Origin of the sequence: Rhodopseudomonas sp. BR0M22, from assembly GCF_010907035.1 — a bacterium.
In the GTDB taxonomy this organism is placed as follows: Bacteria; Pseudomonadota; Alphaproteobacteria; order Rhizobiales; family Xanthobacteraceae; genus Rhodopseudomonas.
In genome coordinates this window covers 48,512-68,830 of the sequence record NZ_QUMK01000005.1, presented here as the reverse complement: position 1 = coordinate 68,830, position 20,319 = coordinate 48,512, and the positions used below count along the sequence as shown (strand labels likewise).

The following is a 20,319-nucleotide window of genomic DNA, read 5'->3' as shown; positions in this document are numbered from 1 at the left end:
AAGGGAGAAACCCGACATGACGCAAATGCGTCGCCAGTCTCTGGTGAAATTCGACGCCCCGCTGTGCGAGACCATCATCGATGCGCCGAAGCCGCAGGGGCGCGAAGTGCTGGTGAAGATCGAGCGCTGCGGCCTGTGCCACTCCGACCTGCACATTCAGGACGGCTACGCCGATCTCGGCGGCGGCAAGAAGCTCGACACCACGCGCGGCATGACGCTGCCGTTCACGCTGGGCCATGAGATCGCCGGCGTCGTTGCCGAAGTCGGGCCCGACGCGCCGCAGGATCTGATCGGCACCAAGAAGGCGGTGTTTCCCTGGATCGGCTGCGGCAAGTGCCGCGACTGCCTCGCCGGCGACGAGAACCTGTGCGCCAAGAACCGCTTCCTCGGCGTCTCGATCGACGGCGGTTTCGCGACCCACGTACTGATCCCGGACGCCAAGTATCTGCTCGACTACGATCCGCTGCCGACCAACGTCGCGGCGACGTTGATGTGCTCTGGTATCACCGCCTATGGCGCCTTGAAGCGTCTGGTGGACCGGCCTCGTCAGCGCAATCTGCTGCTGATCGGTCTGGGCGGCGTCGGCATGATGGGTCTTTCGCTGGCTCAGGCGATGTTCAAGCAGCCGATCGCGGTGGCCGATCTCAGCCCCGCGGCGCGCGAAGCCGCGCTGAAGAATGGTGCGGCCTCGGCCTATGATCCATCGGAGCCAGATGTTGCCAAGCGCATCTTCAAGGAGACCGATGGCGGCTTCGACGGCGTGGTGGATTTCGCCGGTAACGACAAGTCGATGAACTTCGCCGTGAGCACGGTTGCGCGTGGCGGCAAGATCGTGGTGTCGGGCCTGATGGGCGGCCAGTTCAGCTTGCCGATGGTGCAGTGGATCTACAAGCGCATGACCGTCGAAGGCTTCATGGTCGGCACCCTCGAAGAGACCAAAGAACTGCTGGCGCTCGCGCGTGCCGGCAAGATCAAGCCGACGCCGATGAAGGAAGAGCCGATGCAGGACGTCCAGAAATGGATCGATCAGCTGCGCGCCGGCAAGGTCGTCGGCCGCATCATGCTCGCGAACTAATCATCGCCTTCTTCCTGGCATTGCGGGTTCCCAGAGCCGCAATGCCAGGCTCCGAATTGTCTCACCCTCACCGGATTGTCGGCATATTGCGACCCCATTTCTCGCGGAAAACAAGGACAAATAGACCTTCGTTGTCCGTGTCGAATTGGGGAAAGCCATGCACAACCGATCCGCGAAGTTGCTGTTCGTTGCAGGCGCGGGTGCCATCGCGAGCTTTGCGGTTGCTGCAACGGTGCCGAGCCCGGCCCATGCGGACACCTGCCTCGCGGCCCCAAACGCACCGACACCGGCCGGCAGTCATTGGTTTTACCGGCTCGATCACAGCGCCAACCGCAAGTGCTGGTACTTGCGAAAGGTGGACGCCGCGCCGATAGCGTCCGCTCCATCCGACACCAGCCCGGCGGGCAGCAGCGACGCCCCCGCATCGGAAGTCGCGGTCACTCCTTCCCCATCCAAGCCGACGACGACGGCCGAATCCTCGCAATCGGCCCCCAGCACGCTGCGCTCCTCAGTCGCGGACGCCCGCGCGGAATATGCTGCACCGTCGCAACGACGCGATCCGGCCCCCGCCGCAGCCAGTTCGCCATTCCCCGATCCGGCCATGTCGACGCCTGCGGAAGCCACACAGCAGGTCGCAGCGCCCTCTGCGCAGGGCGCACCAGTGCCCCCGACGCCGACGATGAACGAGCGATGGTCTGACCCAACGACCGCCACGGCTGCGCCGGCCTCCGCCGAGACCGCCGACAAGCTGCGGAAAGCCGCAAAGGTCGCAGCCAAATCGACGCCGGCCGCCTCGTCCGCCACATCGATGAGTGCAAGCACGATCGCGACGCTGATCGGCGCACTTCTGGCGGCTCTGGCCGTCGCTGGCGGCATCGTCGCGGCGCTGGTCAAATTCGGCCGCTCCGAGCCGATCGTCCGCCGCGATCCCACCGAGCGCCCGGATCTTTGGGCTGGCCGCACCGAACAGGCCGTCGCCGACATGTACGCTGACGATTTTAGATCGAGCCCGATCGATCTCGATGCGTCGGCTGCCGCGGCGACGGTGAATCCTCAGCAACGCCAGAATGCAACGTGGCAGGAAGAGAACGATCCGCCGGCCTGGATCAAAGTGGCCCGCGAGCGCCACGTCGCCAACGACAGCATTCGCACGGACGATGTACCTGCGCGTCAGCCGGCGCGCGGCGAGCCTCAGGCGAACCGCGTCGGCGAGAAAACCCGCGACAGCGAGACAGCCCGTGAACCGGCACCGGCGGCCGACGAAATCGAGCAATTGTTGGCGCTGGCGCAGAAGCGCTCCGCGGCCTGAGCGTCAGCCCTCGAGCTGCTGACGCATATCTCGAACGAATGCGTCGATGCCGATCTGACGCTCGCGCTTGAGCTGCTCGGCACGCAGGATCGCCTTCACCGACTCGAATGCGATACCGACATTGTCGTTGACGACGATGTAGTCGTAAGCGTCGTAGTGGCTCATCTCGTCGCCGGCCTTCTTCATCCGGCCCTGGATGACCTCGTGGCTGTCCTGCGCGCGCGTGTGCAGGCGATGCTCGAGCGCCTGCACCGAGGGCGGCAGCACGAACACGCTGACGACGTCGTTGGGTGCATGGCTGCGCAATTGCTGGGTGCCCTGCCAATCGATGTCGAACAGAACGTCACGTCCCGCGGCGAGCGCCGCCTCGACCGGCGCGCGCGGCGTGCCGTAACAATTGTCGAAGACGTTTGCCCATTCGAGAAACTCTCCCGCGGCGACCATCGCGTCGAACTTCGGACGATCCACGAAGAAGTAATCGCGCCCATCCACCTCGCCCGGGCGCATCGGCCTAGTGGTTGCGGAGACCGACATCTGCAGGCCGGCCGCTTCTTTCACCAGCATCCGCGACAGTGTCGTCTTGCCGGCGCCCGATGGCGACGACAGGACGAACATCACGCCCCGCCGCTCGACACCATTGTGCCCGACTGCCGCTCCGTCGCTCATGGTCACTCCAGATTCTGAACCTGTTCGCGGAACTGCTCGACAACGTTCTTCATCGCCAATCCCGCGTTGGTGAGCTCCAGATCAATCGACTTGGAGCAACAGGTGTTGACCTCCCGGTTGAACTCCTGCGCGAGAAAATCGAGCCGACGGCCGACGGCGCCGCCCTTGGCCAGAATCTCCCGGCTTTGCGCGATATGGGAGGCGATGCGGTCGAGTTCTTCGCGGATGTCCGCCTTGGTCGCCATCATGATCGCTTCCTGATGCAGCCGATCCGCGTCGAAGCGATCCGAGGTGTCGAGCAGTGCCGCGATCTGCTCGGCGAGCCTCGCCTTGATCGCTTCCGGCTTGCGCCCCGGCGCGGCCTCGGCCTGCTTGGCGAGGGCTTCGAGCTCTTGCAGACGCTGAGCCAGGATCGTCCCGAGGCTGTCGCCTTCGCGCTTCCGCATCTCGACGAGGCTGTTCAGCGCTTCGGCGAAGGCGGCCTCGACAGCAGCGCGTGCGGCCTTGTCCTCGGCCTCGTCAGCCTCCGGTTCGACCACTTCGATGACACCCTTGATGCCCAGCAAACCGTCGATGCTGGGTGCCACCGCGTCGACCTTGCCGGCGATCTCACTCGCAACTTTCAGAACCGAAGCCAGCACGTCTTGATTGATCTGAATGGTCGATGCCGCGTTGGCCCGCTTCACGGTCAGATTGGCGTACACCGTTCCACGAACTAACACTTCCGCTGCGCGCTTGCGTACCGTTGGCTCGATGTCGTCCCACCCGGTCGGCAGCCGCATCCGAAAATCGAAGCCCTTGGCGTTCACAGACTTCAATTCCCACTCGAACACGTAGGGGCCGCTGGAGCCGTGGCTGCGTGCAAACCCGGTCATGCTCGATAACGACATGGCGTCACTGTCTCCGGATTTGGGCTTGAGAATCGCCTCGTAAAGGTTCGCGGAACTTAGCGCAAACGCCGCCGCAATGTGAACCTTCGTCCGCGTGTAAACTACTCGGTCGTCGCCTCGGGCGCCGCATGGCGCGGACGACGCTTCTGCGAGCCAGCCTTCGCCTTCGGGGCGCCAGCGGGCGCTGCGGCGGCACCGGATTCGCTTTCGGCTGCCGGCGCGACAGAACTCGATGTCGCGTCGTCTGCAGGCTCGACAGCATCGTTCTGAGTCTGCTTCTCTTGCGCGCGCAGCTTGGCGACGTTCTTCTGGTGCAGCTCGTAGTTGTCGCTGAACGCGTGGCCGCCGCTGCCATCGGCGACGAAATACAGATCGCGGGTGCGCGCCGGATTGGCCGCAGCCTCCAGCGAGGCCCGTCCGGGGTTAGCGATCGGCCCAGGAGGCAGACCGTCGATCACATAGGTGTTGTAAGGCGACGGCTGAGTGATCTCGCTGCGCTTGATCGGGCGACCGAGCGTGCCCTTGCCCCCGACCAGACCGTAGATGATGGTCGGATCGGACTGCAGTCGCATCTTCTTCTGCAGGCGATTGACGAACACGGCCGCGACGCGAGTCCGCTCTTCCGGCTTGCCTGTCTCCTTCTCCACCAGCGAAGCCAAGGTGACTAATTGCTCCGGAGTCTTGATCGGCAAGTCGGGATTGCGGCGCTCCCAGATCTCAGCGAGGACACGCTTCTGCGCGCTCTGCAGACGATGCAACACCTGCTCGCGGGGGGTGCCTCGTGGAAACTTGTAGGTCTCGGGCAGCAATGTTCCTTCACGCGGAATTTCGCGAATACTTCCGGTCAGGATCGGGTTGTCGGAGAGCCGCTCGACGATCTGTTCCGAGGTCAGCCCTTCCGGAATCGTGATCGCATGCTGCACCACTTTGCCCTCGACGATGGTGCCGATCACATCGCGGAGGCTGGCGTTCTTCTGAAACAGATACTCGCCGGGCTTGAGCTCGGTGCGCGCCCTGAGCGCCATCACACCGCCGGCGAAAACCAGCCAGCCGTCCTCGATCACGCCTTCGCGTTTCAGAATCTGGGCGATGTCGTCGAGACCAGCGCGCTGCGGAATGTTGACCGTCTTGTCCTGGGCAAGCGGACCCGGCGCTTCGAGCTTGTTCTTGCCGTAGACGTACAAGCCGCCGGCACCGATCATCACCACCACGATGAACGTAATGATCGCATTGCCGACGATCACAAGCGGATTGCGGGCGTGGTCCGACCGCTTCGGCGGAGGCGGAAGCTGCTCCGGTTCAAGTGCCGCGCGTGGGCTTCTCGGTGAAATCGGCGGCCTGTCACTCATCGGTGCAACCTGAATCCTGTCGGCTCGGATTGGGGCCCGCGCAATCTGCGCCGGCGACATTCGGGATCACGACGTCGATGCAATGTCCGGTCTGGAGTCTATCCAGCCCGATGAGGGCAGCAACCGATCATACTCCGAAACTGGCGGACCACAGTAGCGTTTAGCAGCGATTGCGGCGAAACGGTGGATGACGAGGCGCGCCGCGTCTAGTTCGGCACGCGCTGCAACAGCAACGACGCGTTGGTGCCACCGAACCCGAAAGAGTTCGACAACGCAACGTTGATCTCGCGGGGCCGAGGTTTCCAAGGCACCAGATCGATCGCGGTCTCGACCGACGGGTTATCGAGATTGATCGTCGGCGGCGCGACGTTGTCGCGAATCGCAAGCACGCTGAAGATCGCCTCGACGGCGCCGGCCGCACCGAGCAGATGGCCGACCGAGGATTTGGTGGAAGACATCGACACCCGCGATGCAGCATTGCCGAGCAGGCGCTGAGCCGCGCCGAGTTCGATCTCGTCGCCGAGCGGCGTCGAGGTGCCGTGCGCGTTGATGTAGTCGATGTCCGACACAGCGATGCCGCCGCGCTTGATCGCGGCGCTCATGCAACGGAACGCGCCGTCGCCATCCGAGCTCGGCGCGGTGATGTGATAGGCATCGCCCGACAGGCCGTAGCCGATCACTTCGGCATAGATCTTGGCGCCGCGCGCCTTGGCGTGCTCGTACTCTTCGAGAACGACGACGCCGGCCCCCTCGCCCATCACGAAGCCGTCGCGATCCTTGTCGTAAGGTCGCGAAGCCTTGGTCGGCGTGTCGTTGAAGCCGGTCGACAGCGCGCGCGCCGCCGCGAACCCGGCCATCGCCAGACGGCTGATCGGGGATTCGGTGCCACCGGCGACCATCACATCGGCATCGCCGAGTGCGATCAACCGCGACGCATCGCCGATCGCATGCGCGCCGGTCGAGCACGCGGTGACAACCGAATGGTTCGGACCCTTGAGGCCGAACTCGATCGAAACGTAGCCGGATGCGAGGTTGATCAGGCGACCGGGAATGAAGAACGGAGAAATCCGGCGCGGTCCGCGTTGCTCGAGCAGCAGCGCAGTCTCGGCGATACCCTGCAGGCCGCCGATGCCGGAACCGATCAGTACGCCGGACGCGCAGCGCTCTTCCTCGGTCGACGGATGCCAGCCGGCATCGTCGAGCGCCTGGCGAGCAGCCGCCATCGCGTAGACGATGAAGTCGTCGACCTTGCGCTGGTCTTTCGGCTCCATCCACTGGTCGGGATTGAAAGTGCCGTTGGTGCCGTCGCCGCGCGGAATAACGCAGGCGATCTGGCTGGCGATGTCGGAGACGTCGAACGTGTCGATCTTGCGCGCGCCGCTCTCGCCGGCCAGCACGCGACTCCAGGTTGGCTCGACGCCGCAGCCCAGCGGCGACACCATGCCAAGGCCCGTGACGACAACCCGTCTCATCTCCACTACTCCGGAATTAGATGCGCGACGCAAAACAAGAAGCCGGTGGACCGCGGTCATGCGGCCCGTCCGGCTTCCGTTGCATCACGCGGAGCGTCAGCTCTTGGCGTTCTTCTCGAGAAACTTGGTGGCGTCGCCGACGGTGAGAATCGTCTCGGCGGCATCGTCCGGAATTTCGCAGCCGAACTCTTCTTCGAAGGCCATCACGAGTTCGACGGTATCGAGGCTGTCCGCGCCGAGATCGTCGATGAAGCTGGCGCTCTCGACCACTTTCTCGGGCTCGACACCAAGGTGCTCGACCACGATCTTCTTAACCCGCTCGCCAATCTCACTCATCTATTTAACCCCGTGCTGTTCCGTTTCGACCCGACCGACAGACGATACGAGCCATCGTGGTGCGTCAACTCGCTAAGTTCCCGTCGCATCGCGAAGTGTGTTGATTTTGCCCCCGTCCCCGGGTCGAAGCCGACCACTAGGCGTCAGGCTCCCCATCGGCAATATACAGGGTTTGGACATCCTGCAATGGCCTTCTTTTGCCTGTCCGCCGGTGCTTCGGTTATCATACTTCCGATGCATTGACCACAAGGCCGGGGCGGCGGGAGCAGGATCGCACACGCCGCCACAGCCTCGCAGATCGCCTCAGATCATCGCCATCCCGCCGTTGACGTGAATGGTCTGTCCGGTGACGTAGGCGGCCTCGTTCGAACTGAGATAAACCGCCGCAGCGGCGATGTCCTCGGGCGTACCGAGCCGCCCGGCCGGGACTTTGCCCAGAATCGCTTCGCGCTGTTTGTCGTTGAGAACGTCGGTCATCGGCGTGGCGATGAAGCCCGGCGCGATGCAGTTCGCCGTGACGTTACGTTTGGCATATTCGGCGCCGAGCGTCTTGATCATGCCGATCAAGCCGGCCTTCGACGCCGTGTAGTTGCCCTGCCCCGGATTGCCGGTAACACCGACCACCGAAGTGATCGCAATGATGCGACCGAACTTCTTGCGCATCATCAGCTTGGTGGCGGCGCGTGTCAGCCGGAAGGTGGCGGTGAGGTTTACCTGGATCACCTCGTCCCAGTCCTCGTCCCGCAGCTGCACAAACAGATTATCGCGGGTGATACCTGCGTTACATACGAGGATATCGAGCCCGCCCATCGCCTCGGCGGCAGCCGGGACCAGTGCCTCAACGTCGGCCGCATCCGACAGATTGCACGGCAGCACATGCACGCGCTCGCCGAGCTTGGCAGCCAGCGTATCGAGCGCCTCCCGGCGCGTACCGGAAATGCCGACGGTCGCGCCCTGGCCGTGCAGCGCCTGAGCGATCGCGCCGCCGATACCACCGGTTGCGCCAGTGACCAGCGCGGTTCTGCCTGTCAGATCGAACATCTTGCCTCCTTGTGCCGGCTTAAGCCGACCGGCCCGCCGCCAACGCGTCTTTCGCAGACGCGATGTCGTTGGGGCCACCTACGGAAATACCAGTCGCACCGTCGGCGATGCGCTTGACCAGGCCGCTCAGCACCTTGCCGGCGCCGATCTCCAGGAAGCGGGTGACCCCCTGCGACGCCATGAAGGCGACCGACTCGCGCCAACGCACGGTGCCGGTGACCTGCTCGACCAGCCGGCGGCGGATCTCGTCCGGATCGGTGATCGGCGACGCCAGAACGTTGGCGACCAGCGGTGCCGCCGGCGCGTTGATGGTGACGCCCGCCAGCGCTTCGGCCATCGCCTCGGCGGCCGGCTGCATCAGTGAACAATGGAAGGGAGCGGACACCGGCAGCAGCATCGCGCGCTTGGCGCCTTTGCCTTTGGCGATTTCGACCGCGCGCTCCACGGCGTCCTTATGACCGGAGACGACGACCTGACCGCCGCCATTATCATTCGCGGCCTGGCAGACCTGACCCTGCGCGGCTTCGGCCGCTACCGCGACCGCCGTGTCGTAGTCGAGCCCGAGCAGCGCCGCCATGGCGCCAACGCCGACCGGCACCGCCTTTTGCATCGCCTGACCGCGGATCCGCAGCAGCCGCGCGGTATCGCTGACGCTCAAGCTCCCGGCGGCGGCCAGCGCGGAATATTCCCCGAGTGAATGGCCGGCGACGAAGGCGGCGTCACGCGCGACCGATACGCCGGCTTCGGCCTCGAGCACTCGAAGTGCAGCAATGGACACCGCCATCAACGCCGGCTGCGCATTCTCGGTGAGCTGCAGCGTTTCCGCCGGACCTTCCCAGATGATCGACGTCAGCTTTTCGCCGAGTGCAGCGTCGACCTCGTCGAACACCGCGCGCGCCGCCGGGAAGGCTTCGGCCAGAGCCTTGCCCATGCCAACAGCCTGCGAGCCCTGCCCCGGAAAGGTAAATGCTGCGTTCATCTGCGCCCCTGAATGTCATCAAAGTGCGCCGAAAGACACCGCCCAGCCCGACAATGTCAAGCTGGACGGAAGCCGGAAACCGCGGCCGGCAAAGCTGGGCGGTGGGCCATGCGTGCGGCAGCAAGCACAATTGGCCGGCCGCCGACAGGCGGTCAGCCGCCCGCCTGCCAGAGAAAATTCACCCTGACCGGCGATCGCGAATGGGTCTTAAAACGGATTCAACCTTCGCACGCGCTAGTGCAGGACATCCGTCAATTGGCGTCCTGATGACCTTGTCGAACACCACCAGCGACCAGCAGCATTCCGCTCCGGCAGCAAAGCGGCAGCGTTTGTCTGAGCGCTTGACCGACTGGTTGACCGGTGGCCCGCGGCCGCAGCCAGCGCCGATCGTCAGAAAACTGGTCCTGCAGAGCCAGACCAAACTGCGGACGCTTGTGATCGCGATGGTGGGAACCATCCTGACCGTCGCCGTCACCGCTTATCTCTCAGGCGCAGTCTGGGCCTATGCTTGGCTGGGCACCGAAATCGCGCTGAGCGTTGCCCGGTTCGCCGCCGTGGTCGCCCTGCAAAGGGCGACGGCATCGGGTCGCAAGGGCAATGCGACCGCGACGATGATTCTCGATTTAACCCGATCGACGACCTATTCGATCGGCTGCGTCCTGTGCGTGTTGTCGGGCGATCCGACATTGACCTTGCTGGCCGGCATGGTGATCGCCGGGCTGACAGGTGGGATCTCCTCGCGCAGCGCGGGCACGCCACATTTCGGAATCACCCAGATTGGCATTTTGGTGTTGCCGTTCTCCCTGGCCACGATCGGCTCGGCCATTCCGCACATCAACGTCATGACCTTCCTGTTTCCGATCTACGGAATTGGGGTGGTGGTGGTCCTGCTGGAGAACTACCAGATCCTTCTCGAATTGGTTCTCTCCGAGAGCCAGAATCTCCGGCTGGCGACCTATGATTCCCTCACGGGCCTGCCCAACCGCGTCATGAAGCGCGCTCGTCTCGCGCAATTGCTGAGCAGCAACGTGGCAGAATCGCGGACCGACCGTCAGCCGTTCACGGTGTTCGGCCTCGACCTCGATGGCTTCAAGACGATCAATGACAGGCTTGGCCATTCGGCTGGCGATGCCGCTTTGGTTGCCGTGGCCGACCGGCTGCGCGACGCCGTTGGTGGCGAAGAGGTGATCTTCCGGGTCGGCGGCGACGAATTTGTAATGCTGATTCCCACGATCACACCTGCTGAAGCCGACGAAATTGCCAGCCGCATCATCACGAGCGTCTCGGAACCTTACGACATCGGCCTCGGAACTCCCCTCGATATCGGAATCAGCATCGGCAGCGCCAGTTTCCCGCAGGACGGGGATACCGCCGATGATCTGTTGAGTGCGGCCGACATCGCCATGTACGCTGCAAAGCGTCGTGGCAAAGGCATCCATGTCGCTTACGGCACCCGGTCAGTCGAGACCGTAGACCTTGTCCCCGAACCCGATGCCGACGCCAGAATGGCCCGCCGCGCCGAGCGGATGCCAGCCCCCGGCGATCATATCTGATCGACCGCGGTCACTGGCTGGCGACGGAACCGCGCCGGGCGGCGCCCAGCTGGCCGTGATCACCCGCGTCCAACGCTTGTAGGCACAACACTTGCCAATTCGCCAAAACCCCCTATAACCCCGGCATCCGCAGATCCTGGCCGGGAGCTGAACGGACGGCTGTACCATTTTCACCCTCGGGCGATTGTGATGCGGCAGAGCCAGTCGGCTCGTCGTCCCGTGCTTCCGCCTTCTGAGCAGTCGAGTCCTTTCCGAAGGGTTCGAAGGGCTTGCCGCCGGGTTTGCGCTCACACGAGAAAGGACAGTCATGCCTCTTTATGAGCATGTATTTTTGGCGCGTCAGGATGCCAGCGCCCAGCAGGTTGAAGAGCTCACCACCCAGATCACCGGCGTGATCGAAGGTCTCGGCGGCAAGGTCGCCAAGACCGAGTCGTGGGGTCTGCGCTCCCTCACCTACCGCATGAACAAGAACCGCAAAGCGCATTTCGTGCTGCTGAACATCGACGGCCCCGCCGCGGTGGTGGCCGAAGTCGAACGCCAGGAGCGGATCAACGAAGACGTCATCCGTTATCTGACGGTGCGCGTCGACGAGCACGAGGAAGGCCCCTCGGCGATGATGCGCAAGGCTGATCGCGACCGCGAGCGCGACGACCGTGGCCCCCGCGAGGGTGGCTTCCGCGGTGATCGCGAAGGCCGTGGCGACCGCGACGGTTTCCGTGGCGATCGTGGTCCGCGCCGTCCGCGTGAAGACGCCGACGCCCCCGCAGCAGCAGTCGAGGAGTAAGCATCATGGCTGAAGCAGGTGCACGCCGTCCGTTCTTCCGCCGCCGCAAGACCTGCCCGTTCACGGGAGCGAATGCGCCGAAGATCGATTACAAGGACTCCAAGCTACTGATGCGTTACGTCTCGGAGCGCGGCAAGATCGTGCCGAGCCGCATCACCGCCGTGTCCGCCAAGAAGCAGCGCGAGCTCGCGCGCGCCATCAAGCGCGCCCGTTTCCTCGGTCTGCTGCCCTACGTGATCCGCTAATCGAAGTCGCCCCGCGGCGTTCACGCCGCGGGGCTCTCCTCTTTTTCTCATAAGGCTTCCGGACCGTCCGGTCGCCGATGGTTGGGGCAAAGCGCCTCTAACCGCTCGAAGGGAGCGGGACAGCTGATGATGATCAACATTCTGATTGCGCTCGCCGCCGGCTGTGCTTCGGCGCTGATGTTCGTCTCGATCGTCTCGGGCGCGCTGATCTCATTACTTCTGTTCTATCTGGCTCCGTTGCCGCTGATGGTGGCTGCGCTCGGCTGGGGCGTGCTCGCCGCCGCGATCGGCGGGATTATGGCCGCTCTCGGTCTCGCTGCGCTGGTCAGCGTCCCCTACGCCATCGCCTTCGTCGTCACCATTGCCGTCCCTGCCTGCTGGCTCGGTCACCTTGCGCTGCTGGCCCGGCCGGCGGACGTGCCGCAAGGCGAGCCGGCTGATCTCGAGTGGTACCCGGTCGGCCGCCTGATCGTCTGGATGGCTGGGTTCGCCGCGACCTCGACGATGGCAGCCCTGTTCACGCTCGGCACCGACGGCGCAACGATTACCGATGGACTGCGCAGCGGATTGCAGCGCGCGCTCGGCCCCCGTAGCGTACCAGGAAGCGACGCGGCGCTGATCGATGCGCTGGTGGCGATCGCTCCGCCCGCTGCCGCGACCGTCGCGATGCTCACGGTGACGCTCAACCTCTGGCTGGCCGCCCGCATCACGTCCGCCTCCAACCGCCTGGGGCGGCCATGGCCGGACCTGCGGACCATCGAACTGCCGCCGATGATCCTTGCAGTCTTGTCTCTTGCGCTGGCGCTGAGCTTCGTTGGCGGCCTGACGTCGTTGCTCGGCAAAACGGCCAGTGCGGCGTTGTTCGTCGCCTATGGGCTGACCGGCGCCGCGACGCTGCACACCCTGACGCAGGCATCGCGCAACCGCCTGTTTCTGCTCAGTTCGGCCTATGCGCTGATGCTGATCTTCCTGTGGCCAGCCGTCGGCTTGATCGCCCTCGGACTGGCAGACGCCTTCTTGAATCTTCGACAGCGCTACTTCCAGCGCCGCTCGATGCCGCCTCCGCCCTCTCACTGAAACGACATTCGCAAACACACCACGAGGAGATATCGTTATGGAAGTTATTCTGCTGGAACGCGTCGCCAAGCTCGGCCAAATGGGTGAGCTGGTGCGGGTCAAGGACGGTTACGCGCGCAACTTCCTGCTGCCGCGCGGCAAGGCGCTGCGGGCCACCGCCGCCAACCGCGAGAAGTACGAGCACATGAAGGCCGACCTCGAGGCGCGCAACATCGCCGCGAAGGCCGAGGCCTCCAAGGTCGCCGAGAAGATCGACGGTCAGAACGTGGTGGTGATCCGCCAGGCGTCGGAAGGCGGCCAGTTGTTCGGTTCGGTGTCGGTGCGCGACATCATCGCCAGCTTCGACGGCCAGGGCGTCAAGATCGATCGCAGCCAGGTGCTGCTCGACGCGCCGATCAAGACCATCGGCAAGCACAGCATCCAGGTCGCGGTGCATCCGGAAGTCGAAGTCGAGGTGTCGGTCACCGTGGCGCGCAGCGCCGAGGAAGCCGAGCGGATCAACCGCGGTGAGGACATCTCCTCCCGCCGCGAGGACGAAGACGCCGCCGCCGAGGCGCTTGCCGCCGCCGGCGAATTCTTCGATCCGGACGCGCAGTTCGGCGAAGAGCAGCCGGCCGAGCAGTAAGCAGCGTTCGCAATCTCGCAATGCCGAGGCCCGGCCTGAGCAATCAGGCCGGGCCTTTTGCCGTCCGGCCCAGCATTCACGGCCCTTCAGACCGGGGCGCTGGAATGAACAGCCCGAAATACAAAAAAGGGCCGCGTCGAAGCGGCCCTTTTCAGCATCAAATGGTCCCGAATTATTTCGACGCAGGCGCGTCGGCGGAGCCGGAAGGCTGCGGCGCCGGAGATGGCGCCACCTCGGTCGACGACGGAGTTTCCGACGACCGATTGTTGGGCGGACCGGCTGGCGACGGCGCAGGCTGAGGCGCCGCGGCCGGTGCAGCTGCGGCAGGCGACTTGGCCTCGGCAGGCGCCGCGGGCTTGGCCGGCTCGGGCTCGGCCGCTTTCGGCGCCGGGGTCACGGCGGGCACCGGATCGGTGCGCGCGGGAGTTTCGGCCGCGGGAGCAGCGGCGGGCTTGTCAGCGCCATGCTTGGGTGCAGCGCCCGTCTCCGCCTTGCTGGGCTCGGCCACAGGCGTCTCCGGCTTGGCGGCTTCTGGCTGAGCCGGCTTCTGGTGATGACGCTTCTTGTCGGTGCGCTTCTTGGCCGGCTTGGCTTCCGGCTCGGGAGCAACAGCCGGCTCGGCTTCTGCGCCTGGAGCCGGAGCAGCGGTCTCGGCGGGCTTCTCCGCCTCGACCGGCGCGGCGCGGCGCTTGGACTTACGGCCCCGCTGGACCTTCGGTTCTTCAGCCTGCGGTGCGGGCGCGGCCTCCTCCGGAGCAACGACTTCTTGAGCGCCGCGGCGCTTGCGTCGCTGCCTCGGCTCGGACGGAGAATCCTGCCTGCCGCGAGCATCCGCGCCGCCGTTCGAGACCACGTAGCCGGCCAACATGGCGGCCATGTCACTGCTGGTGGTGTAGTGCTGCCTCAGAAAAGAGGCGACCGCGTTCGGTGGGACGGTGCGCAGCAGACCCCGCGGACTTTTGTGACAGACCGCGCAGGTGCTGGAGAAGATCTCCGCCGAGCTCTTGCCCGCTTCTAGATTCTGGGCTCGGGCGGGCTGTGCGACGGCCGCGCCGAGCACGAGCAATACCGCTACCGAACTGAGCAATCGGCTTACCATTTAGCCCTCCGATGCAAAAAATCACCGCAGCCGCGGCGGTGACCTTTTAGCGAATTGTGAGATGATTGGAAGCGGAGAGATGGAACATTACCGTGCTTGAAATGAGGCACCTGATCGGCCCCATCGTCATAACGCGGATGTTACCTGTGAATGCTTCGGCCGTGGTCGGGTGACAGCGATACGAACAGAACCGCACGGCCGGCGTTGAAGCAATCGAGGCGCCGCGTCGCTGACGGCGTCCGGTTTTGAGGCAGGTCGATGGACGGAGTATTTCGTCTGCTGCTGAACCGCTTCATCCGACGCGGCAACATCATCTTTACAACCTCGGACGGCACAACCTTCACCTGCGGCGACGGCACCGGCAAGCCTGTGCACGCGCGACTGACATCGCGCATCGCACAACGTCGCCTGCTGGTCGATCCCGAGCTCGCGCTCGGCGAGATCTATATGGACGGCGGCCTGGTGATGCAGCAGGGCTCGATCGCCGACCTGCTGGCGGTCGTCATGGACCAGCCCGACTGGACACCGCGCTGGACCAAACTCCACGGCCTCGTGCGCTACTGGATCCGGACCCTGCACCAGTTCAATCCGCGCAGCCGGTCGCGCAACAACGTCGCCCATCATTACGATCTCGACGGCCGGCTCTACGCGCTGTTTCTGGATTCCGACAAGCAATATAGCTGCGGATACTTCGAAGCGCCCGATGCCAGTCTCGACGACGCCCAGCTCGCCAAGAAGCGTCATGTCGCCGCTAAGCTGCAGACCGCGCCTGGACAGCGGGTGCTTGATATCGGTTCAGGCTGGGGCGGCTTGGGATTGTATCTGGCCGAAACCTGCGGCGCGGATGTCACCGGCGTGACGCTGTCGCAGGAGCAGCTTCAGGTCTCCAACGGCCGCGCCGCCGAACGCGGCCTCGCCAACCGAGCCCGCTTCCTGCTGCAGGACTATCGCGATGTCCCCGGCCCGTTCGACCGCATCGTCTCGGTCGGCATGTTCGAGCACGTCGGTGTCGCCCATTACGACACCTACTTCCGGCGCTGCGCCGCATTGCTCGACGAGGGCGGCGTGATGCTGCTGCATTCGATCGGCCGCTCCGAAGGGCCGGGCTTCACCAATCCGTGGATCGCCAAATACATCTTCCCGGGCGGCTATCTGCCGGCGCTCTCGGAAGTGCTGCCGGCGATCGAACGCGCCGGGCTGCTGGTCTGTGACATCGAAATCCTTCGGCTGCATTATGCCGAGACGCTGAAAGCGTGGCGCGAGCGCTTCCTGGCGCATCGTGAGGAAGCCGAACGGCTCTACGACGCCCGTTTCGTCAGAATGTGGGAGTTCTATCTGGCGGCGTCGGAGATGTCCTTCCGGAAGCAGAACACCATGGTGTTTCAGATTCAGATCACCCGCCGCCAGGGTGTGGTGCCGATCACCCGCAACTACATTGCTGCCGAAGAACGACGATTGCGTGGGATCGAAAGCAGCCACCGACCGCGGCTGCAACTCGCCGGCGAGTGACGTCCCTGATGAACGTCCCTGGTGGTGGCCGAAGAAATTCTCAGCTCACCAAACGGACCGGAAGCTCCTGCTTCGCCTCCGGCGGCAAAGGCCGCGCCAAATGTGCTTTGGCGGCACGCAGCAGTTCGCGATCGCACGGTCGATGCTCGGCCTCTTCCATTTCGGCCCGTTCGAAGGACTCGATCAGCGAGGTCAGCCAATCACGGTCGGAGTCGTCGTGGCAATAATGCTGCGCCATCGTCTGTGTCCATCATCCGAGGACGCCCGCGAGCCGCTGCGGAGTGCCTCGACGCTCTTGCCCTGTTTCGCGTCCCCTTGTTCGAGTGCATCCCGTCAGGGCGCCTCGGTGATCGCGTCTTTCGAACCATCCTCGCCGAAAATTCTTACGAATCCCCGACTGGAGCGGATCGATCTGTCTCGACCGTCCATTTTGAACAGTCGCCCCACGGCGCCGCCAGGTTCAATTCGGCCGCAACGCCGCCGGAACACGTCAAGCACGGGTGACGGCGGCTCGAGCGGTCATCCACATTCTTGTCGTGGTTGGGCATAACGCGCGATTGCCGCTTTCGCTCCCGACGAAATCGGCGCTTTAGTCGCGCCCCGCATCCGACAAAATCGATCCGATATTCGAGAGCTATGGCCGCATCTGATTCGAACGTTCTCAAGCTCGCTCCGGAACCGGGCGCGCCGGCCTACCGGACCGCACCGCACAACATCGAGGCCGAACAGGCCCTGCTGGGCGCGATCCTGGTCAACAACGATGCGTTCTACCGGGTTTCGGACTTCCTCGAATCGAAGCACTTCTTCGAGCCGATCCATCAGACGATTTTCGAAACCGCGGCCAGCATCATCCGGGCCGGCAAGATCGCGACGCCGGTCACGCTGAAGACGTTTCTCGCTGCCGATCTCGATCTCGGCGGCCTGACGGTCGCGCAATACCTGGCCCGCCTCGCCGCCGAAGCCACCACCATCATCAACGCGCAGGACTATGGGCGGACCATCTACGAGCTGTCGCTGCGCCGCGACCTGATCGGCATCGGCACCGACATGGTCAACGTCGCCTACGACGCTCCGGTCGACTTCGCGCCGAAGAACCAGATCGAAGACGCCGAGCGAAGGCTGTACGAACTGGCAGAATCCGGCCGCTACGAAGGCGGCTTCCAGAAGTTCTCCCAGGCCCTGACAACCGCCGTCGACATGGCGGCGAAAGCGTTCCAGCGCGACGGCAAGCTGTCGGGCATCTCCACCGGACTGCGTGACCTCGATACCCGGATGGGCGGCCTGCAGCACTCCGACTTGATCGTGCTCGCCGGACGTCCCGGCATGGGCAAGACGGCGCTCGCCACCAACGTCGCCTACAACGTCGCCAAGGCCTATCGCGGCGAGGTGCAGCCGGATGGTTCGACCAAAACCGTCAATGGTGGCATCGTCGGCTTCTTTTCGTGCGAAATGTCGGCCGAACAGCTCGCCACCCGTATTCTCGCCGAGCAGGCCGAGATCGCGTCGAGCAAGATCCGCCGCGGCGGCATTTCCGACGCCGACTTCGACAAGATCCGCGACGTCTCGATCGAGCTGCAGTCTCTGCCGCTCTACGTCGACGAAACCGGCGGCCTGTCGATCGCGCAGCTTACCGCCCGCGCCCGACGCCTGAAGCGGCAGAAGGGCCTCGACATGCTGGTGGTCGACTACATCCAACTGCTCCAGGGCTCGAGCAAGAAGGGCGACAACCGCGTCCAGGAAGTCACCGAGATCACCACCAGCCTGAAAGCGCTGGCGAAGGAATTGAACATTCCGGTCATCGCGCTGTCGCAGCTCTCGCGTCAGGTCGAATCCCGCGACGACAAGCGGCCGCAGCTCGCAGACTTGCGTGAATCCGGATCGATCGAGCAGGACGCCGACGTCGTGATGTTCGTGTTCCGTGAAGAATACTATCTCCAGAACAAGGAGCCGCGGCCCGGCACGCCCGAACACGAGAAGTGGGCGACCGATATGGAGCTGGTCCACGGCAAGGCCGAAGTCATCATCGCCAAGCAGCGTCACGGCCCGACCGGCACCGTCGATCTGCAGTTCGAGGGCCAGTTCACCCGCTTCAGCGACCTCACCGACGACAGTCATCTGCCCGAGCGGATTTGACGCCGAAGCGGATCTGGGCCGCGCCGGCTGCCGTTGAACGGGCCGCAGGCAACGCATTAAGGTGCGCCATGAATATCCTTCCCGATCCGAACGCGACCGCCGCCGGCCTGCCGGCGCCGGAGGCGGCTGTTAGCGCCGAACTCGCAGCAACCAACCCGGCGACGTCCGGCATTCTCACCGTCGATCTCGACGCACTCGTCGCCAATTGGCGCAAGCTGGAGAAGACGGCTGTGCCGTCCGAATGCGCCGGCGTGGTCAAGGGCAACGCTTATGGCTGCGGTGCCGGTCCGGTCACCAAAGCACTGCTCGCCGCTGGCTGCAGGACCTTCTTCGTCGCCACGCTGGGCGAAGCGCGCGCGGTGCGCGACGTCGCTCCCGATGCGACCCTCTATGTGCTCGACGGATTCTTTCCGAACTCCGGCGATGAGTTCGCCAAGCTGAACTGCCGCCCGGTGATCGGGGATCTATACGAGCTCGCCGAGTGGGACTCATTCTGCCGCACCAGCGGGTGGCGCGGCGGTGCTGCGCTCCACATCGACACCGGCATGAGCCGCCTCGGGCTGACGATCGCGGAGGCGCAGAGCATCGTGCCGCGGATCGTCGCCGGCAACCACGGCATCACGCTGGTGATGAGCCACCTCGCCTGCGCCGATCTGGTCAATCATCCGCTGAACGCCAATCAGGTGTCCGCATTTCGCGAAATCGCCGGCGAGTTCGCCGGCGTGCCGGCGTCGTTGTCGGCTTCGTCGGGCATCTTCCGGGGACCGCAATTCGCGTTCGATCTGGTGCGGCCCGGCGCAGCGCTTTACGGCATCAATCCGACGCCGGAAGCCGACAATCCGATGCAGCCGGTGGTCGACCTGAAGGTGCGCATCGTTCAGGTTCGCACCGTCGAACGCGGCGACACTGTCGGCTACGGAGCGACCTGGAGCGCTCGGCGCCCGACCAGGATCGCGGTGCTGTCGGCCGGCTACGCCGACGGTTACTTCCGCGCCGCCGGCTCCAGCGACGGCACCCGCGGCGCCGAGGTGATCATCGCCGGCGAACGCTGCCCGATCGCCGGCCGTATCTCGATGGATCTGATCGCGGTCGACGTCACCGACCTGCCCGCCAATGCGGCGCGCCGCGGCCAGATGGCGACGCTGATCGGCGAAGGCATCACCGTGGACGAACTCGGCCATCACTTCGGCACGATCGGCTACGAGGTGCTGACCAGCCTCGGCCGGCGCTATTCCCGGATCTACAAAGGCGGCGACGCCAAGCCGGCGACTGAGCCGGTCGCATCGGTCGAACCGGCAGTTCCGGCGAGCTGAGAGCACGTCACCCGCCGACGTCATTGCGAGCGAAGCGAAGCAATCCAAGCGCCGAACACTCAGTTCATGGATTGCTTCGTCGCGGCGCTCCTCGCAATGACGTGGAGATGACCCGCGGAAATCATGAGCGCGCGCGTGCAGGTGCGGCTCAATCCTCGTGCACCAAAAACAGAAATCCGGTGATCGCCGCCATGAAGGCGAACGATCCGGCGACGCCGACTACGAAGATGATCCGCACCAGGGTCGGCGCCTCGCTGGTCGCGATCACGCCCGACAGGCCGAAGTAATTGTTGTACAGCACGATCGCTGCGAACAGCGCTCCGAACGCCGCACCCATCCCGAAATGGCCGGCGACCTGCCGCCATTTCCGCCGCTCGTAGTCCCGCTTGTCCCGATCGTTACGCATCATCGGACTATTCTAAAACGCTTTCGAGCGAGCCGCCTACGGTCGCGCGCGAGCCGAACCGCCGTCAGTGCCGGGAGAACATATCCCGCAGCCGGCACAGCGTCGTGGTGATGTCAAAGCGCTGGTCCGGCAGCGTCTCGCCCTTGATGATCAGATCGATCGCGGTCGCCGGGTCGGTCTCGCCGGTGAGCAGCACATCGGCGCCGCGCTTCTTCATGTGACGAACGTAGCCGTCGCCGGCGCTGCCGGCGACGATCAGCTCGACGCCGTCGAGCGGATGCGGGCCGTCGTCCTTGAAATAATGCGGCAGCTGTTCCTTGGCCAGTTCGACACGCGACGGCGGCGGCAGCGGCCGGCCGTCGCGATGCGCCGAAAGATCGTACACCATCCAGCGCGACGCCTGCCCGGCATGGCCGCTGATCGTGGCCCAGTCCTGGGTCGGAATGGCGATCTTCATG

22 protein-coding genes are annotated in these 20,319 nt (G+C 64.6%); 10 read left to right on the top strand and 12 right to left on the bottom strand.

The annotated features are described in order from the left end of the window. Window positions 1-16 precede the first annotated feature (16 nt). A complete protein-coding gene (locus DY468_RS02785; protein ID WP_164602166.1) occupies window positions 17-1,075 on the top strand; it encodes an alcohol dehydrogenase in 1,059 nt (352 codons plus the stop codon). Window positions 1,076-1,393: 318 nt separating this feature from the next. On the opposite strand, the gene DY468_RS24725 is transcribed toward DY468_RS02785, so the two are convergent. After that, window positions 1,394-1,897: a hypothetical protein gene (locus DY468_RS24725; protein ID WP_246700865.1), complete on the bottom strand. Its 504-nt coding sequence runs from the start codon at window positions 1,895-1,897 to the stop codon at window positions 1,394-1,396. Here DY468_RS24725 and DY468_RS24720 point away from each other — a divergent pair. Next, the gene (locus DY468_RS24720) at window positions 1,884-2,384 is read left to right on the top strand and encodes a hypothetical protein (RefSeq protein WP_246700864.1); all 501 of its coding nucleotides are present in this window, start codon (window positions 1,884-1,886) and stop codon (window positions 2,382-2,384) included. The two genes, DY468_RS24725 and DY468_RS24720, sit on opposite strands and share 14 nt — an antisense overlap. Before the next feature lie 3 nt (window positions 2,385-2,387). Here the strand turns inward: DY468_RS24720 and gmk are convergent, their stop codons facing one another. The 7 genes from gmk to fabD form a co-directional block, all read right to left on the bottom strand. Then, a complete protein-coding gene (gene gmk / locus DY468_RS02775; RefSeq protein ID WP_164602162.1) occupies window positions 2,388-3,050 on the bottom strand; it encodes a guanylate kinase in 663 nt (220 codons plus the stop codon). 2 nt (window positions 3,051-3,052) lie between these two features. After that, window positions 3,053-3,940, bottom strand: coding sequence for a YicC/YloC family endoribonuclease (locus tag DY468_RS02770; protein WP_164602160.1), 888 nt, complete (start codon window positions 3,938-3,940; stop codon window positions 3,053-3,055). A 101-nt stretch (window positions 3,941-4,041) separates the two neighbouring features. Then, window positions 4,042-5,289, bottom strand: a complete 1,248-nt coding sequence (gene mltG, locus DY468_RS02765; RefSeq protein WP_164602158.1) for an endolytic transglycosylase MltG — start codon at window positions 5,287-5,289, stop codon at window positions 4,042-4,044. Window positions 5,290-5,495: 206 nt separating this feature from the next. Next, a complete protein-coding gene (gene fabF / locus DY468_RS02760) occupies window positions 5,496-6,761 on the bottom strand; it encodes a beta-ketoacyl-ACP synthase II (protein WP_164602156.1) in 1,266 nt (421 codons plus the stop codon). Between the two features lie 96 nt (window positions 6,762-6,857). After that, window positions 6,858-7,097, bottom strand: coding sequence for an acyl carrier protein (locus tag DY468_RS02755; protein ID WP_009799564.1), 240 nt, complete (start codon window positions 7,095-7,097; stop codon window positions 6,858-6,860). 303 nt (window positions 7,098-7,400) lie between these two features. Next, window positions 7,401-8,138: a 3-oxoacyl-[acyl-carrier-protein] reductase gene (gene fabG / locus DY468_RS02750; RefSeq protein WP_164602155.1), complete on the bottom strand. Its 738-nt coding sequence runs from the start codon at window positions 8,136-8,138 to the stop codon at window positions 7,401-7,403. Window positions 8,139-8,157: 19 nt separating this feature from the next. Then, window positions 8,158-9,117: an ACP S-malonyltransferase gene (fabD, locus tag DY468_RS02745; RefSeq protein WP_164602153.1), complete on the bottom strand. Its 960-nt coding sequence runs from the start codon at window positions 9,115-9,117 to the stop codon at window positions 8,158-8,160. Window positions 9,118-9,383: 266 nt separating this feature from the next. Between fabD and DY468_RS02740 the strand changes: the two genes are divergently transcribed. The 5 genes from DY468_RS02740 to rplI all read left to right on the top strand — a co-directional run bounded on the left by DY468_RS02740 (window position 9,384) and on the right by rplI (window position 13,401). Then, a complete protein-coding gene (locus DY468_RS02740) occupies window positions 9,384-10,670 on the top strand; it encodes a GGDEF domain-containing protein (protein WP_164602151.1) in 1,287 nt (428 codons plus the stop codon). Between the two features lie 307 nt (window positions 10,671-10,977). Next, window positions 10,978-11,454: a 30S ribosomal protein S6 gene (gene rpsF, locus DY468_RS02735; protein WP_164602150.1), complete on the top strand. Its 477-nt coding sequence runs from the start codon at window positions 10,978-10,980 to the stop codon at window positions 11,452-11,454. 5 nt (window positions 11,455-11,459) lie between these two features. Then, window positions 11,460-11,699 (top strand): 30S ribosomal protein S18, encoded by a 240-nt coding sequence (gene rpsR, locus DY468_RS02730; protein WP_011158623.1) that lies wholly within the window; start codon window positions 11,460-11,462, stop codon window positions 11,697-11,699. Window positions 11,700-11,825: 126 nt separating this feature from the next. Continuing rightward, window positions 11,826-12,776, top strand: coding sequence for a hypothetical protein (locus DY468_RS02725; protein WP_164602148.1), 951 nt, complete (start codon window positions 11,826-11,828; stop codon window positions 12,774-12,776). Window positions 12,777-12,813: 37 nt separating this feature from the next. After that, window positions 12,814-13,401, top strand: coding sequence for a 50S ribosomal protein L9 (gene rplI / locus DY468_RS02720; protein ID WP_164602146.1), 588 nt, complete (start codon window positions 12,814-12,816; stop codon window positions 13,399-13,401). 172 nt (window positions 13,402-13,573) lie between these two features. On the opposite strand, the gene DY468_RS02715 is transcribed toward rplI, so the two are convergent. After that, window positions 13,574-14,461: a flagellar biosynthesis protein FlhF gene (locus tag DY468_RS02715; protein ID WP_349644236.1), complete on the bottom strand. Its 888-nt coding sequence runs from the start codon at window positions 14,459-14,461 to the stop codon at window positions 13,574-13,576. Window positions 14,462-14,758: 297 nt separating this feature from the next. Here DY468_RS02715 and DY468_RS02710 point away from each other — a divergent pair, with 297 nt between their 5' ends. Continuing rightward, window positions 14,759-16,009 (top strand): cyclopropane fatty acid synthase, encoded by a 1,251-nt coding sequence (locus DY468_RS02710; RefSeq protein ID WP_164602142.1) that lies wholly within the window; start codon window positions 14,759-14,761, stop codon window positions 16,007-16,009. Between the two features lie 40 nt (window positions 16,010-16,049). On the opposite strand, the gene DY468_RS02705 is transcribed toward DY468_RS02710, so the two are convergent. Then, window positions 16,050-16,247 carry a hypothetical protein gene (locus DY468_RS02705; protein ID WP_164602141.1) on the bottom strand — a complete coding sequence of 66 codons (198 nt, stop codon included), beginning with the start codon at window positions 16,245-16,247 and terminating at the stop codon, window positions 16,050-16,052. A 398-nt stretch (window positions 16,248-16,645) separates the two neighbouring features. On the opposite strand from DY468_RS02705, the gene DY468_RS02700 reads away from it, so the two are divergent. Both DY468_RS02700 and alr read left to right on the top strand, forming a co-directional pair. Beyond that, window positions 16,646-18,142 (top strand): replicative DNA helicase, encoded by a 1,497-nt coding sequence (locus DY468_RS02700; protein WP_164602139.1) that lies wholly within the window; start codon window positions 16,646-16,648, stop codon window positions 18,140-18,142. A 68-nt stretch (window positions 18,143-18,210) separates the two neighbouring features. Beyond that, a complete protein-coding gene (alr, locus tag DY468_RS02695) occupies window positions 18,211-19,455 on the top strand; it encodes an alanine racemase (protein WP_164602137.1) in 1,245 nt (414 codons plus the stop codon). Between the two features lie 148 nt (window positions 19,456-19,603). On the opposite strand, the gene DY468_RS02690 is transcribed toward alr, so the two are convergent. Together DY468_RS02690 and DY468_RS02685 are read right to left on the bottom strand one after the other, a co-directional pair. Further along, on the bottom strand, window positions 19,604-19,864 hold the full coding sequence (locus tag DY468_RS02690) for a hypothetical protein (protein ID WP_246700862.1): 261 nt from the start codon (window positions 19,862-19,864) through the stop codon (window positions 19,604-19,606). 61 nt (window positions 19,865-19,925) lie between these two features. Continuing rightward, on the bottom strand, window positions 19,926-20,318 hold the full coding sequence (locus DY468_RS02685; protein WP_164602135.1) for a NifB/NifX family molybdenum-iron cluster-binding protein: 393 nt from the start codon (window positions 20,316-20,318) through the stop codon (window positions 19,926-19,928). Between the last annotated feature and the right edge of the window lies 1 nt (window position 20,319).